Genomic DNA, 14711 nt, shown 5'->3' with positions numbered 1-14711 from the left:
AGGCGTACTGACCCTCTTTATCGAAAGCATGGCTTGTGACCGCCACGGACCGCTCCATCGAGCTCATCAAGGCCGCCGCACAGGCGGCCGCAGACAAGCTCGCGCACGACATCATCGCCTACGACGTCAGCGACGTACTGTCGATCACCGACGCCTTCCTGCTGGCCTCGGCCCCCAACGACCGCCAGGTCAAGTCGATCGTCGACGAGATCGAGGAGCAGCTGAACAAGCAGCTCGGCGCCAAGCCGGTGCGCCGCGAGGGCGACCGCGACGCCCGCTGGGTGCTGCTGGACTACGTCGACATCGTCGTCCACGTGCAGCACAGCGAGGAGCGCGTCTTCTACGCCCTGGAGCGGCTGTGGAAGGACTGCCCCGAGATCGACCTCCCGGCCGACGCCGTCGCCACGCGCGGCAAGGCCGAGGAGCACGCCAAGACGCAGGCCGGTGAGGCCGACCTGGACGGTGAGCTGAGCTGAACGGCAGCGCGGGCGGTACGGGAGCGGGCGCAGCGACCGCCAGGGGCCGGCGCATCGTCCTCTGGCGGCACGGCCAGACCGCATGGAATCTGGAGCGCCGCTTCCAGGGCTCCACGGACATCGAGCTGACCGGCACCGGCGTCGCGCAGGCGCGCCGGGCCGCCCGGCTGCTGGCCGCGCTGCGGCCGGACGCCATCGTCGCCTCCGACCTCAAGCGCGCCGCGGCGACCGCGGCCGAGCTGGCGGCCGTCACCGGCCTGCCGGTCGAGCACGACGCCGCGCTGCGCGAGACCTACGCGGGCGCGTGGCAGGGCCTCACGCACGAGGAGATCATCGGGCGGTACGGCGAGCAGTACGCGGCGTGGAAGCGCGGCGAGCCCGTGCGGCGCGGCGGCGGCGAGCTGGAGACCGAGGTCGCCGACCGGGCCGCCCCGGTCGTCCTCGAGCGGGCCGACAAGTTGCCCGACGGCGGCACGCTCGTCGTGGTCAGCCACGGCGGCACCATCCGTACGACGATCGGCCGCCTGATCGGCCTGGAGTCGTCGTCCTGGGAGGCGCTCGGCGGCCTCACCAACTGCTGCTGGTCGGTGCTCGGTGAGGGCGCGCGCGGCTGGCGGCTGCTGGAGCACAACGCCGGGACGCTGCCCGAGCCGGTGCTCGGCGACGACGACTGAGCGGGTCCGCCCGGCGGCCGCCCAGGGCCCGATTTCACATCCGGGCAGGTCACAGACTAAAGTTCTTCTTGTTCGCGGGGAACGCGGAGGGAAACCTCCGAGGGAAGCCGAGAACAGCGGGGCTATAGCTCAGTTGGTAGAGCGCCTGCATGGCATGCAGGAGGTCAGGAGTTCAATTCTCCTTAGCTCCACAATCCGGACGATCCCGTCTCTCCGTCAAGGAGAGGCGGGATTGTTGCTGTTCCGACAGGGTCTCATGGCAGAATCGGACGGCCGGTAGCGGACGGGACCAAAGGGGAGGGAACGGCTGACCCATGGGTGCACACAGCCGGAAGTGCGACTGGTGCGGCAGCGGGACGCCGATCGTCCGCGACATGGAGCCGCTCAACCCCTCCTACCAGTACTGGTGCGTGGAGTGCGCCCGGGCGCTGATCATAAAAGGCGACCCGATCGAGACCTACCGCGAGCTCGAGGGCGAGCCGATCTACGGCCGACTGCTCGACGAACACTGCACGTTGAAGCGTTTCTACTCCTTCGCCACCGCCTGAAGCCGGTCCCCGGCGGGCTCTCCCGCGCCCTCCTGCCCCCTTCTCTCCGATTCTTCAGGCCACTTGTCCTCAGGCCACTTGGGGCACGCCCGGCGGTCGCCGAAGTCGTCCGGTTCGGAGCGCGGTGTCCTGACGGCTGCCAGCAGCAGGAAGGCCGCTCCGGCCGCCGGATAGCCGGCGGATAGCAGCATCTGGCCGCCGCACTGGTGGAGTTCGAGCCGTGCCTGTGACACGTGGGGCACCCGCCACAGCGCGTACGAGCAGAAGAGCGCTCCGGCCGTCGCCGTCGCCGCCCACCAGGCGGCGCGGCGGCGGCCGGTGGCTCCGGCGGCCTCCGCCGCGAGGAGCAGCGCCATGGGCACGCACCACACCCAGTGGTGCGACCAGGAGACGGGGCTGACGAGCAGTGCCGTCGCCGCGCAGCAGAGCACGCCCCAGGCATGCGCGGTGGGCTCCGGTCCGTACAGCCTCGCCCGGACCGCGACGCCGAGGCCGAGCGCGGTCACCACGGCCGCCGTGACGGCCCACCAGGGCCCCGGGTCGCCGGTGTGCAGGAGCCGGGCCAGGACGCCGCGCAGGGACTGGTCGGCGGCGTCCTCGGCGTGCCCGACGCGGTCGGCGGCGAACAGCATGTCGGTCCAGTAGCGCCAGGAGTCGTACGGCAGGGCGAGCGCGCCCACGGCCGCCGTGCCGGTGAAGGCGGCGCAGGCGACGCCGGCCTGGCGCAGTTCCCCTCCGGGGCGGCGGGTGAATCCGGTGGCGGCCAGGAAGACGGCGAAGAGCGCCGGGGTGAGCTTGATGCCCGCCGCGAGACCGATCCCCACGCCCGCCCAGCGTCCGCCCCGCCCGGCGGCCCGGGTCAGGTCCCACAGCACCAGGACGGCGAGGAGGAGGTTGACCTGTCCGTAGCGCAGGGTCGTCCACACCGGTTCGCACCAGACGCACAGCGCCGCCGCGACGAGCGTCACGGCGGCGCGAGGCGGCCGCCCGGCCAGCCGGAGCGACAGGTGGGTGAGGGCGAGCAGCAGCGCGAGGTTCACGGTCGTGGCCAGGGCGCGCAGCGGGGCGGTGGCGAGCAGGGTCAGCGGGGTGAACAGCAAGGCCGCGAAGGGCGGGTAGGTGGTGGGCAGGTGCGCGTGGGTGGCCCGCATCGCGTAGAGGTCGCCGCCGGTGCGCACGGTCCAGCCCTCCGCGCGGTAGACGAGCAGGTCGATCATCGAGACGTGGGCCGCGCGCTGGGCGAGCCAGAAGCAGACGAAGGACGCCAGGCACACCGATGCGGCGATCGGTGCGGCACGGCGGGCTGTCACGGGGCGCGACTCCGGGTCCAGAGGCGACAAATCGGGCACAGGGGGCCGACGCTACCCCGTTCACGGCCGTTCCAAGCGCTGCCGGGCAAGCGATTTGGCAGATGGGGGGGAGGTCCGTGTAATGTAATCCGTGTCGCCAGGGAAACCGGGCGGAAAACAGAACAAGGGGCTATAGCTCAGTTGGTAGAGCGCCTGCATGGCATGCAGGAGGTCAGGAGTTCAATTCTCCTTAGCTCCACAGTGAATGAGCGGGTCGTCCGGAAACGGACGGCCCGCTCTTCTTCGTTCCGTGCATCCGGTGTTCGGTGACTGCTGTGTTCCATGCCTACGGCGGTCCGCGCCCGCGGTCAGGGCGCGTCGGCCCCCTTGTCGAGATGCAGCGCCAGCGCCGGACAGCGGCGCACGGCCCGCAGCGCGCGGCCGCGCAGGTGCGTCGGCACCCCGGCGTCCGCCAGCGCCGGATAGCCGTCCGGGCCGAGCCGCACGAGTTCGGGCAGCAGGCCCGCGCACAGCCCGTGCCCTTCGCACAGCGTCCAGTCCACCGCGAGCCGCTCGGCGCTCTCCGGGTTCGCGGCGCTCGCCCCGGCGGGCAGGGGGAGCGGCAGCACCCCGGCCGTGCCGCGACCGCAGCCACCGCCCAGCACGTGCGCCGCCAGGTCGTCGGTGAACGCGGACAGCGCGCTCAGCGTGAAGCGCGCCGCCCCGTCCGGATGCCCGCAGGCGCCGCGCCCGCGGACGCCGCCCGCGGCCTCCCGTACGGCCTCCAGGGCGCCGCGCCCGCCCCCGGCCAGCACGTCCGCCAGCGCTCCGGCCACCGACGGCAGCCCGAGCCTGCACGGCCCGCACTGGCCCGCCGACTCGGCGGCCAGCCAGTGCGCCACCCGGAGGGTCTCGCCCAGCGGGCAGGTGTCCACGGGCAGGGGCACCACCGCGCCCGCGCCCAGCGCCCCGCCGCAGGCCGCCAACGACGCGTGGGAGACCGTGGCGCCGTACGCGGTCGTCGCGTCCAGCCACGCCCCGTGGTAGCCGCCGGTCAGCACCCCCTGGAGCGCGGGGTCGGCCCCGCACGCCCGCAGCGCGTACGCCAGCGGCACGCCGCTCGGCACCTCGACGACCCGGGGCTCGGGCACCGCGCCGGAGACCGTGAGCAAGAGAGTGCCGGGCGCGTCCGCCGTGCCGGTCGAGGTGTAGCGGTCGGCGCCCAGACGCGCGGCGACGGCGAGTTGGGCGTACGTCTCGGTGTTGGACAGCAGCGTCGGCGCCCCGCCGAGCCCCTCCTCGGAGGCGCGGGCGTGGCGGCCGGGCGGCAGGGGGAGCCCGCCGTCGGCGGCCCGCAGCAGGGCGGAGGACTCGCCGGAGACCAGCCGCTCGGGGAGGCGCACCACCCGGGCGCGCACGGCCCGGCCGCGCCGGTCGGCGAGCCCGCGCTCGGCCAGCGCCTCCCGTACGGAGTCCTCGGTCGCCGCCCGGGTCACGCCGACGACGAGCGTGCCCGCCCCGAGCGCCTCGGCGGCCAGCAGGGCGCCGTCGAGCACCAGGTGCGGGGCGCGCGCGAGGAGGACGGCGTCCTTGCGGCAGGCGGGCTCGCCCTCGCACCCGTTGACCACCACCGCCGGACGCAGCCCCCGCCGCCGCGCCGCCCGGCCCACGGCCCGCAGCTTCCGTGCGAACGGGAAGCCCGCGCCGCCCCGGCCGCGCAGTGCGACGGCCTCGGCGAGGTCGGTCGCCTGGGCTTCGGTGAGCCGGGGTGCCGAACCGTGCACGGCGAGATGGGCCCTGCGGTCGAGCCGCAGGGCCGTGTCGAAACCGGCCGTCAGCCGCGGCAGCCCGAGCGCGAGCACATCGGGCACGTCGGGAAGCGGGCGGCTCACCGGGCCTGCCCCGGGGCGCGGTGCGCGCTGTTGTCGGCCAGGGCGTCGGCCAGGGCTTCTCCGGAGGTGAGCGCGGCTTCGGAGGTGAGCGCTGCGGGAGTGCGCCCGGCGAGAGAGTGCGCGCCGGGCGCGTGGGCAACGGCGGTGCGCGGGCCGGGAACGCGGGCACCCGCGCGGTGCGAAGCGACCGTACGCACCGGAACCGCCGCCATCGTGTGCCTGCCGGGCGAGGGCGCGGCGGACGCCGGGGGGTCCGAACCGTCGGGGCGGCCGCGTACGAGCCGGAGGACCAGTGCCGCCGCCACCGCGACGAGGCACAGCCCGTAACCCGCCGCCACCCAACCCGCCGGTGGGCGGCCGGATTTGAGGCCGTGCAGTACGGCGGCGCACCACGCCGGGTACGCGCAGGCGTGCAGCGCGCGCCAGCGCCGGGCGCGCCCCTTGCCGGCGAAGGCGCTCCGCAGCGCCCCGGTCGCTCCGGCGAGCACCATCAGATACGCCGCGAGGGCGCCCAGTCCGAGCAGGCCGCCCGCGCCCCGCACGCCGGAGGAGAACGGCACCAGGGCGGCGGCGGGCGACGCGTGGGCCTCAGCGACCTTGACGCAGACGTGCACCAGGAGGAAGCCGAGCGCGCCGGCGGCGGTCGCCCGGTGGACGGCCTGGGAGAGCAGCCGGGCGCGTGGGGTGAGCAGCAGCCGGTCGGTGGCGATGAGCCCCCACACGACGGTCGCGGTGAGCGAGACCAGGGTGAGGACGCCACCGGTGTGGTCGAGGAAGCGGTTCATGCGGCAGCACGCTAGGCAGGCCGGCGGGGGCGATGGGTCCGCTTGGCACAACCCCGGTGCGGCGGCCCGTACCACTGCTAACGTCTGTTCGTTCGGCGGCACTTCGCACGCATGCCGCCCCCCGCCGGAGCCCTGCCGCGAGATCCGGCGGCTCGTGGGTTTACTTGTGCCCCCCTGACCGTCTTCTGACTCTTCTTTGGCTTCATCTTGGCGAACTCATGCCCCATGGATGAACAGTTCGTCGAAAGAGTGGCGCGACGTATGTGCGTGTCCGTGCCATGTCAGCGCGGACGGCCTTACGCGACCATTCGCATCCAGGGGGTTCCATGAGATCTACCCGCTCCAGAGGACGTGCCGGACTGGCCTTGGTGGCATCGCTGCCGCTGGTCGCCGGGGCGCTCGCGCTCGGTGTTCCCACCGCCCAGGCGGACACCGGTCCGCACGGCCGGCAGTCGCTCCAGGGGACGAAGCCACTGTGGGCCACGCCGTCGGCCGACCGCGGCACCGTCGCCGACTCCAACAAGGTCACCGCCCGGGTCTACCTGGCCGGCCAGGACGCCAAGGGCCTCGCCGACTACGCCCGCGCGGTCTCCGACCCGAAGTCGCCGTCGTACGGCAAGTACCTCTCCGCCAAGCAGGCGCAGGAACGGTTCGGCGCCACCAAGGCCCAGATAGCCAAGGTCACCGGCTGGCTGACCTCCTCGGGCCTGAAGGTGACCGGCACCAACAAGCACTACATCACCGTCACCGGTGACGCCGCCGCGGCCAAGAAGGCCTTCGGCACGGAGCTGCACAACTACACCAAGGACGGCCGCACCTACCACGCGCCGTCCAGCAACGCCTCCGTCCCCGCCGCGATGGACGGCGCCGTCCTCACCGTCGTGGGCCTGAACAACGCCCCGCGCCTCGCCCGGCACGACGAGACCCTGCCCCCGCCGAGCGCCGCGTTCGTCAACGCCGGGCCCTTCTCGTCGTACTACGGCTCGAAGACGAACGACAGCCTCCCGTCGGCCTACGGCTCGCACGCGCCGTACGCCATCAAGGGCTACACCGGCAAGCAGCTGCGGTCCGTCTACGGCGCGAAGAACTACACCGGCAAGAACGTCACCGTCGCCATCACCGACGCGTACGCCTCGCCGACCATCGCCAAGGACGCGGCCGAGTACGCCAAGCGCAACGGCGACAAGGCCTACCGCAAGGGCCAGTTCAGCCAGGTGCTGCCCGCCGACTACACCCACACCGGCACCGGTGAGGGCGGCTGCGACGCGGCCGGCTGGTACGGCGAGGAGACCCTCGACATCGAGGCCGTGCACGCGGTCGCCCCGGACGCCGACATCGTCTACGTCGCCGGCGCCTCCTGCCAGGACGACGACCTGATCGACTCCCTGCACAAGGTCGTCGACGGGCGCCTCGCGGACATCGTCTCCAACTCCTGGGGCGACGTCGAGGCCAACGAGACCCCCGACGTGGCCGCGGCCTACGACCAGGTCTTCCAGACCGGCGCCGTCGAGGGCATCGGCTTCTACTTCTCCTCCGGTGACGACGGCGACAACGTCGCCAAGCACGGCACCAAGCAGGTCGACACCCCGTCGAACTCCCAGTGGGTCACCTCCGTCGGCGGCACCTCGCTCGCCGTCGGCAAGGGCGACAAGTACCTGTGGGAGACCGGCTGGGGCACCCACAAGGCCGTGCTGTCGAAGGACGGCAACACCTGGGAGGGCTTCCCCGGCACCTTCACCGGCGGCGCCGGCGGCGGCACCAGCAAGCTCGTCCAGCAGCCCTTCTACCAGCGCGGCGTCGTCCCCGACGCGCTGTCCAAGGTGAACGGCACCACCCCGATGCGCGTCGAGCCGGACATCGCGGCCGTCGCCGACTCCAGCACCGGCTTCCTCGTCGGCCAGACGCAGACGTTCCCCGACGGCACGCAGAAGTACAGCGAGTACCGCATCGGCGGCACCTCGCTCGCCGCCCCGGTGATCGCGGGCGTGCAGGCGCTGGCGCAGCAGGCCCGCCACGGCGTGCCGATCGGCTTCGCCAACCCGGGCATCTACGACCGGTACGGCACCTCGGCCTACCACGACGTCACCGACCACCCGCTGGGCGCGGGCCAGGGTCTGGCCGTCGTGCGCTCCGACTACGCCAACAGCGTCGACGCCAAGGGCGGTGTGATCACCTCCCTGCGCAGCCTGGGCGGCGACACCTCGCTGTCGGCGACCGTCGGCTACGACAACGTCACGGGCGTCGGCACACCCGCCGACAACTACGTGACCTCGTACGTGCCGGGTCACCGCCGCTGACCGGCTGGGCCCGCGCCGGACACTCGGTGCGGGCCCTGTGGCCCCTGCGGTAACCTGACCCCATGCGTGCCGTACGCCTTCTGCTTAGCGGGCCGCGCTGATCAGTACCGACCGGTGACCGGTCGGCATCGGCGCGGCGTCCCCTCCTGTGCGAGGGGATTTTTCATTTCCGCAGGTGCCCGCAGGTAGAGACGACGATCGATGGAGCTTTGAGGACGATGAGCGAGACCAACACCGCCGCCGAGGTGGCTGCCCCGCACCGCTACACGGCCGCGCTGGCCGCTGACATCGAGGCACGCTGGCAGGACTTCTGGGACGCGGACGGCACCTACGACGCCCCCAACCCCGACGGTGACCTGGCGGGTGACCCCGAGGTCGTCGCCCGGCCCAAGAAGTTCATCATGGACATGTTCCCGTACCCCTCGGGTGCGGGCCTGCACGTCGGCCACCCGCTGGGCTATATCGCGACCGACGTCTACGCGCGCTACCACCGCATGACGGGCCACAACGTCCTGCACACCCTCGGCTTCGACGCCTTCGGCCTGCCCGCCGAGCAGTACGCCGTGCAGACGGGCACCCACCCGCGGGTCTCCACCGAGGCCAACATGGAGAACATGAAGGCCCAGCTGCGCCGGCTGGGCCTGGGCCACGACAAGCGCCGGTCGTTCGCGACGATCGACCCGGAGTACTACAAGTGGACCCAGTGGATCTTCCTCCAGATCTTCAACTCCTGGTACGACCCGGAGGCGCGGAAGGCGCGCCCGATCGCCGAGCTGGTCGAGCAGTTCGAGCGCGGTGAGCGCCAGGCTCCCGGCACGCGCGCGTGGAGCGAGCTGACGGCGGCCGAGCGCGCCGACGTGCTGGGCGAGTACCGCCTGGCGTACGCCTCCGACGCGCCCGTCAACTGGTGCCCCGGCCTGGGCACCGTCCTGGCCAACGAGGAGGTCACCGCCGACGGCCGCTCCGAGCGCGGCAACTTCCCCGTCTTCAAGTCCAAGCTGCGCCAGTGGAACATGCGGATCACCGCCTACGCGGACCGCCTGATCGACGACCTGGAGGCGCTGGACTGGCCCGAGGCGATCAAGCTCCAGCAGCGCAACTGGATCGGCCGCAGCGAGGGCGCCCGCGTCGCCTTCGAGGTCGTGGGCCACGACGAGAAGATCACCGTCTTCACCACCCGCCCGGACACCCTCTTCGGCGCCACCTACATGGTGCTGGCCCCCGAGCACGACCTGGTCGACACCGTCGTCCCGGCCGAGTGGCCCGAGGGCACCAAGGACGCGTGGACCGGCGGCGCCCGCACCCCGGCCGACGCCATCGCGGCCTACCGCAAGCAGGCGCAGTCCAAGACCGACGTCGAGCGCCAGACCGAGGGCAAGGACAAGACCGGCGTCTTCACCGGCGCGTACGCCCGCAACCCGCTGACCGGCGAGCCCGTCCCGGTCTTCGTCGCCGACTACGTCCTGATGGGCTACGGCACCGGCGCGATCATGGCCGTGCCCGGCCAGGACGAGCGCGACTGGGAGTTCGCGACCGCCTTCGAGCTGCCGGTCGTGCGGACGGTCCAGCCGCCCGAGGGCTGGGAAGGCGAGGCGTACACCGGCCAGGGCCCCGCCATCAACTCCGCCAACGACAAGCTCGACCTCAACGGCATGGCCGTCGACGAGGCCAAGCGCACCGCCATCGCCTGGATCACCGAGCAGGGCATCGGCGAGGGCACCGTCAACTTCCGCCTGCGCGACTGGCTGTTCAGCCGCCAGCGGTACTGGGGCGAGCCCTTCCCGATCGTCTACGACGAGCAGGGCGTCGCCCACTCGCTGCCCGAGTCGATGCTGCCGCTGGAGCTGCCGGAGGTCGAGGACTACTCCCCGCGCACCTTCGAGCCGGACGACGCCGACACCTCCCCGGAGACCCCGCTGTCCCGGAACGAGGAGTGGGTCAACGTCACCCTGGACCTCGGCGACGGCCCCAAGCGCTACCGCCGCGAGACCAACACCATGCCCAACTGGGCCGGTTCCTGCTGGTACGAACTGCGCTACCTGGACCCGCACAACAGCGAGCACCTGGTCTCCGCCGACGCCGAGCGCTACTGGATGGGCCCGCGCGAGGGCCAGCCGCACGGCGGCGTCGATCTGTACGTCGGCGGCGCCGAGCACGCCGTGCTGCACCTGCTGTACGCCCGCTTCTGGTCCAAGGTCCTCTTCGACCTGGGCCACATCTCCTCGAACGAGCCGTTCCACAAGCTCTACAACCAGGGCATGATCCAGGCGTACGTCTACCGCGACAGCCGCGGCATCGCCGTACCGGCCGCCGAGGTGGAGGAGCGCGACGGCGGGTTCTACTACCAGGGCGAGAAGGTCGGCCGGCTGCTCGGCAAGATGGGCAAGTCCCTGAAGAACGCCGTCACGCCGGACGAGATCTGCGCCGAGTACGGCGCGGACACCCTGCGCCTGTACGAGATGGCGATGGGCCCCCTCGACGTCTCCCGTCCCTGGGACACGCGCGCCGTCGTCGGCCAGTACCGCCTGCTCCAGCGCCTGTGGCGCAACGTGGTGGACGAGGCCACCGGCGAGGTCACCGTGGTCTCCGCCGAGCCCGACGAGGCCACGCTGCGGGCCCTGCACAAGGCCATCGACGGCGTCACCCAGGACATGGCGAACCTGCGCTTCAACACCGCCATCGCCAAGGTCACCGAGCTGAACAACTTCGTGACCAAGCTGAGCGAGGTCCCGCGGACGGTCGCGGAGCAGATGGTGCTGCTGGTCGCCCCGCTGGCCCCGCACATCGCCGAGGAGCTGTGGCGCAAGCTGGGCCACACCGGCTCGGTCGTCCACGCGGACTTCCCCGTGGCCGACCCGGCGTACCTCATCGACGAGGCCGTGACCTGCGTCGTCCAGATCAAGGGCAAGGTCAAGGCCCGCCTGGAGGTCGCCCCGTCGATCTCCGACGAGGAGCTGGAGCAGGCCGCCCTGGCCGACCCGGCCGTCGTCGCGGCCCTGGGCGGCGCGGGCATCCGCAAGGTGATCGTGCGGGCGCCGAAGCTGGTGAACATCGTCCCGGCGTAACGGGACACGGGAAGCCTTCGGGGTTTCTCCCTACGGGCAGGTTGGGGGTTCGATCGGAACCCTCGATCTGCCCTTTCCGTTTACGGTGGAGGGGTGGCGCGGGCCCCTCGGATCCGCGGCGCGCGCCGCGCCCCAGCCCCGTGGAAGCCCCCGGGGCCGGTCCCACCGAGCTCGCTGAGGAGCGTTCATGGAAGCCGTGGCCGTGATCGTCGCGCTGATCTTCGCGGTCCTCGTCACGCTCGGGGTGATCGCCACGGTCAAGACCGTGCGCGCCGTCAAGCGCGGGGTGGACCGCACGGTCACCCAGGCCCGCCGGACCGTCGAGGACACTCGCCTGAAGGCCCGGCAGTACGCCCAGCCCGGCGCGGCGGGCGAGGTCGCGCAGCTGCGCCTCTCCCTGCGGACGTCGATGCGCGCCACCCAGGAGGCGCTGCGGCTCGCCGCCGCCGAGGACGCCTCGCTGTCCGAGGCGCAGGCCCTGTTCGAGCGGCTCAGCGCGCACGGCCACGAGCTCGACGACGACCTCAAGCGGCTGGAGAACGAGCCCGACAAGGCCAGGATCGCCGCCTGCCTGCCCGAGCTGCGCGAGCGCACCGAGCGCGTCAAGGGCTCCGCGGACTCACTCCGCTGGGCGGCGCAGGACCGGGCCCGCCGGTTCGCCGAGGACGACCTGGAGACGCTCAGCGGCCAGATCCAGATGGAGGCGGGCGCGCTGCGGCACTGGATGACGGACGAGCCGCGGGAGGGCGCCGGGTCTTCTGCCGGTTCTTCCCCTGGCTCTTCCGCTGGTTCATCTGGTTCATCCGTGCGGGGCCCGTCCACCCCGTCGAGTTCATCGGGCTCGGCGGGCAAGGGGGCAACCGCTGAAGGGGCCGCCGGCCGCGCGTCGGACGAGCAGCAGCCCGCGATCACGGGGCGCAAGACCTGGCAGCAGCCCGGCTACTCCTGGCAGAAGAGCCACCGCCCGGAGAGCACCACCTGACCGCAGGGCGTCACCCGACCTCACGGCACCGCCTGATCTCGCGGCATCACCCGACCTCACGGCATCACCGGACTGTGAGGCATACCGGGCGGCATTACCCGACCGCACGGCCCGCTGTCCGGCCTTCCGGCGGAACGATCACGCGTACGGGGTCCGCCCTGCCGTGGAAGCGCCCCGACGGGTAACCTCCGGAACATGTCCCGCCATGTCGCTGTCGTCACGGATTCCACGGCCTATCTGCCACAGCGGGCGATGGAGCGGCACGACATCACCGCCGTACCGCTCACGGTCGTCCTGGGCGACGAGGCGCTGGAGGAAGGCACCGAGATCTCCGCGCGCTCGGTCGCCCAGGCACTCCAGAAGCGCAGGCCGGTGACCACCTCCCGGCCCGGCCCCGAGGTCTTCGCGGCCGCCTACCGCGCGGCGGCGGAGTCGGGCGCGGAGGGCATCGTCTCCCTCCACCTCTCCGCCGAGTTCTCGGGCACGTACGACGCGGCGGTCCTCGCGGCGGCGGACGCGCCCGTGCCGGTGCGGGTCGTGGACACCGGCATGGTCGCCATGGCACTCGGCTTCTGCGCACTGGCCGCCGCGGAGACCGCGGAGGCGGGCGGCACGCTCGACGAGGCCGTCGCCGCCGCCGAGAAGCGCGCGCAGGGCACGGTGGCGTACTTCTACGTCGACACCCTCGACTACCTCCGCCGCGGCGGCCGGATCGGCGCGGCACAGGCCCTGCTGGGGTCGGCGCTCGCGGTCAAGCCCCTGCTCCAGCTCGACGACGGCCGGATCGAGCTGCGCGAGAAGGTCCGTACGGCCTCCAAGGCCATCGCCCGCCTCGAGGAGATCGCCGTGGAACGGGCCGGCGCCGCGCCCGTCGACATCGCCGTCCACCACCTCGCCGCGCCGGATCGGGCGGAGCTCCTCGCGGACCGCCTGCGGGAGCGGGTGCCGGGGCTGCTCGACCTGCACGTCAGCGAGGTGGGCGCGGTGATCGGGGCGCACACGGGGCCGGGGCTGCTGGGCGTGGTGGTCTCGCCGCGCTGAGGGGCACGGCTTGCGTCTCGCGGCGCGGGCCCGCTGCTTCTCAGGGAGGCGGAGGCCCTCCTTCGGGTGACGGTGTTATCCACAACTGGCGGGTTATCCACGGAATTTGGGCGGCATCGGCGAGATCGGGCGAAGGCGCCTACCGTCGTGACATGACTGATCGCCGGAACACCATGACGCTTGATCCGCCGCACTCGGGTGCCGGGATCCGAGCCGATCGCTCGCCGGGGGAGCGGGCGGCGACGCTCTTCCCGGAACGGCCGACAGGCCGTGGCAGCCCCGATCCGCCGACCGGGGGCGTGCTCAAAGCGCCTCGTGCGCACGGTAGTTGGCGGGCGGCCGTGGTCGACCGGCTGCCGATGTGGGTACGGCTCCGCTGCGGGATCGAACCGAAGACGCTGGCCGCGCTCGCGGTCGTGCTGGTCGCGGCGTGCGTGTTCGCCGCGTATCACTTCTGGGCGGGACGCCCGCGGACGGTACGGCCGCCGGACCGGGAGACATCGGCCGTGGCGGCCGCCGCCCCGACGGTGATGCCTCCGGCCGACCGCGCGAGTCCCGCGAACCGTGCCGGCGGCAGCGTGGTGGTGGACGTGACGGGCAAAGTGCTGAGGCCCGGCATCCAGCGCCTGCCGTCCGGGTCGAGAGTGGTCGACGCGCTCGACGCCGCCGGAGGCGCGCGGCCGGGCACGGACACCACGGGGCTCAACCGGGCCCGGGTGCTCATGGACGGCGAGCAGATCGTCGTGGGCGCGCCACCGGGGCCGGCGGGCGCGCCGGCACCCTCGGGCGCCCCGGCAGGCGGCAGACCGGCCGGTCCCGTCAGCCTCAACTCCGCGACGGCCGAACAGCTCGACTCCTTGCCGGGCGTCGGCCCCGTCCTCGCCCAGCACATCGTCGACTACCGCACGGAGCACGGCGGTTTCCGCTCGGTGGACGAACTCCGCCACGTCAACGGCATCGGCACCCGCCGCTTCACGGACCTCCGCCCTTTGGTCCAGCCGTGACCTCGCTGGACGGCCGGCCGCTCGATGGCTGCTCGCCTGATGGGCAGCCGCTTGATGGGCACTCACCTGATGGCCAGCTGCCTGATGGTCAACCGCCTGAGGCATCCGGATCTGGGGCATGGGGACCTGACGCCAGTCGGTCGGGCGTACGTCAGCGTGGGGCGTCCGGGCTTGGTTCATCGCTGCCTGACGGATCCCGGCTTGGTGCATCTCTGCCTGACGACTCCCGGCTTGGCGCTCACCTGCCCGGCGCACTCCGGCCGGGCGTACCTTCGCGCGACGAACCCCGGCCTGGCGCTCACCTGCCTGGCGCACTCCGGCCGGGCGTACCTTCGCGCGACGAACCCCGGCCTGGCGCTCATCCGCCTGGCGCACTCCGATCCGGCGCCGGGCGGCCTGCCGCGCCTCCGCTGCCCACCCGCCAGCCTGACACCAGCCGACACGACGATCCCCGGCGAGACGACCCTCGGCCCGATGAATCCCGGCCCGACGAACCCCGGCCTGGTGCTCACCCGCCCGACGAACCCCGGCCTGGTGCTCACCCGCCCGACGAATCCCAGCATGGCGCTCATCCGCCTGGCGCACTCCGATCCGGCGCCGGGCGGCCTGCCGCGCCTCCGCTGCCCACCCGCCAGCCTGACACCAGCCGACACGACGA

The 14711-nt window shown here is 72.7% G+C and carries 11 protein-coding genes, 2 tRNA genes and 1 pseudogene; 11 read left to right on the top strand and 3 right to left on the bottom strand.

The features are described from left to right. The first annotated feature begins 35 nt into the window (after positions 1-35). From rsfS to ACFY1P_RS13985, 4 genes are all read left to right on the top strand, one after another. On the top strand, positions 36-476 hold the full coding sequence (gene rsfS / locus ACFY1P_RS14000; protein WP_361530886.1) for a ribosome silencing factor: 441 nt from the start codon (positions 36-38) through the stop codon (positions 474-476). Further along, positions 473-1150, top strand: a complete 678-nt coding sequence (locus ACFY1P_RS13995; protein WP_361530922.1) for a histidine phosphatase family protein — start codon at positions 473-475, stop codon at positions 1148-1150. The genes rsfS and ACFY1P_RS13995 overlap by 4 nt, the downstream gene beginning before the upstream one ends. Positions 1151-1268: 118 nt before the next feature. After that, positions 1269-1341: transfer RNA gene (locus tag ACFY1P_RS13990), tRNA-Ala, on the top strand. Positions 1342-1464: 123 nt separating this feature from the next. Further along, positions 1465-1698, top strand: coding sequence for a hypothetical protein (locus ACFY1P_RS13985; RefSeq protein ID WP_361530883.1), 234 nt, complete (start codon positions 1465-1467; stop codon positions 1696-1698). Here ACFY1P_RS13985 and ACFY1P_RS13980 read toward each other — a convergent pair. Next, positions 1677-3008: a glycosyltransferase 87 family protein gene (locus tag ACFY1P_RS13980; protein ID WP_390750731.1), complete on the bottom strand. Its 1332-nt coding sequence runs from the start codon at positions 3006-3008 to the stop codon at positions 1677-1679. The genes ACFY1P_RS13985 and ACFY1P_RS13980 overlap by 22 nt on opposite strands. Before the next feature lie 165 nt (positions 3009-3173). Here ACFY1P_RS13980 and ACFY1P_RS13975 point away from each other — a divergent pair. Continuing rightward, a tRNA-Ala gene (locus ACFY1P_RS13975) sits at positions 3174-3246 on the top strand. 109 nt (positions 3247-3355) lie between these two features. Here ACFY1P_RS13975 and ACFY1P_RS13970 read toward each other — a convergent pair. Together ACFY1P_RS13970 and ACFY1P_RS13965 are read right to left on the bottom strand one after the other, a co-directional pair. Further along, positions 3356-4879 (bottom strand): NADH-ubiquinone oxidoreductase-F iron-sulfur binding region domain-containing protein, encoded by a 1524-nt coding sequence (locus ACFY1P_RS13970; protein WP_390750730.1) that lies wholly within the window; start codon positions 4877-4879, stop codon positions 3356-3358. Next, positions 4876-5664, bottom strand: a complete 789-nt coding sequence (locus ACFY1P_RS13965; RefSeq protein ID WP_390750729.1) for a hypothetical protein — start codon at positions 5662-5664, stop codon at positions 4876-4878. Before ACFY1P_RS13965 ends, ACFY1P_RS13970 begins: the two co-directional genes overlap by 4 nt. A gap of 326 nt (positions 5665-5990) precedes the next feature. Here ACFY1P_RS13965 and ACFY1P_RS13960 point away from each other — a divergent pair, with 326 nt between their 5' ends. The 6 genes and pseudogenes from ACFY1P_RS13960 to ACFY1P_RS13935 form a co-directional block, all read left to right on the top strand. Beyond that, positions 5991-7961 (top strand): protease pro-enzyme activation domain-containing protein, encoded by a 1971-nt coding sequence (locus tag ACFY1P_RS13960; RefSeq protein WP_390750728.1) that lies wholly within the window; start codon positions 5991-5993, stop codon positions 7959-7961. A gap of 218 nt (positions 7962-8179) precedes the next feature. Next, positions 8180-11026, top strand: coding sequence for a leucine--tRNA ligase (gene leuS / locus ACFY1P_RS13955; protein ID WP_361522877.1), 2847 nt, complete (start codon positions 8180-8182; stop codon positions 11024-11026). A 187-nt stretch (positions 11027-11213) separates the two neighbouring features. Then, complete coding sequence (locus tag ACFY1P_RS13950) at positions 11214-12008, top strand: hypothetical protein (RefSeq protein ID WP_390750727.1); 795 nt, start codon at positions 11214-11216, stop codon at positions 12006-12008. 195 nt (positions 12009-12203) lie between these two features. Beyond that, positions 12204-13049, top strand: coding sequence for a DegV family protein (locus tag ACFY1P_RS13945; protein ID WP_361522871.1), 846 nt, complete (start codon positions 12204-12206; stop codon positions 13047-13049). 152 nt (positions 13050-13201) lie between these two features. After that, a complete protein-coding gene (locus tag ACFY1P_RS13940; RefSeq protein WP_390750726.1) occupies positions 13202-14053 on the top strand; it encodes a helix-hairpin-helix domain-containing protein in 852 nt (283 codons plus the stop codon). 201 nt (positions 14054-14254) lie between these two features. After that, positions 14255-14711 (top strand): annotated as a pseudogene (locus ACFY1P_RS13935) (hypothetical protein); the annotation flags it as partial.

This window comes from Streptomyces sp. NPDC001407 (assembly GCF_042895325.1).
Taxonomy (GTDB): domain Bacteria; phylum Actinomycetota; class Actinomycetes; order Streptomycetales; family Streptomycetaceae; genus Streptomyces.
This window is presented reverse-complemented; position numbering and strand designations above follow the sequence as displayed.

Excerpts from the sequence above, each read along its gene's own strand:
- ACFY1P_RS13960 (WP_390750728.1), top strand. The coding sequence starts at position 5,991 with ATGAGATCTACCCGCTCCAGAGGACGTGCCGGACTGGCCTTGGTGGCA.
- ACFY1P_RS13945 (WP_361522871.1), top strand. The coding sequence starts at position 12,204 with ATGTCCCGCCATGTCGCTGTCGTCACGGATTCCACGGCCTATCTGCCA.
- ACFY1P_RS13940 (WP_390750726.1), top strand. The coding sequence starts at position 13,202 with ATGACTGATCGCCGGAACACCATGACGCTTGATCCGCCGCACTCGGGT.
- ACFY1P_RS13950 (WP_390750727.1), top strand. The coding sequence starts at position 11,214 with ATGGAAGCCGTGGCCGTGATCGTCGCGCTGATCTTCGCGGTCCTCGTC.
- ACFY1P_RS13985 (WP_361530883.1), top strand. The coding sequence starts at position 1,465 with ATGGGTGCACACAGCCGGAAGTGCGACTGGTGCGGCAGCGGGACGCCG.
- leuS (WP_361522877.1), top strand. The coding sequence starts at position 8,180 with ATGAGCGAGACCAACACCGCCGCCGAGGTGGCTGCCCCGCACCGCTAC.
- ACFY1P_RS13965 (WP_390750729.1), bottom strand. The coding sequence starts at position 5,664 with ATGAACCGCTTCCTCGACCACACCGGTGGCGTCCTCACCCTGGTCTCG.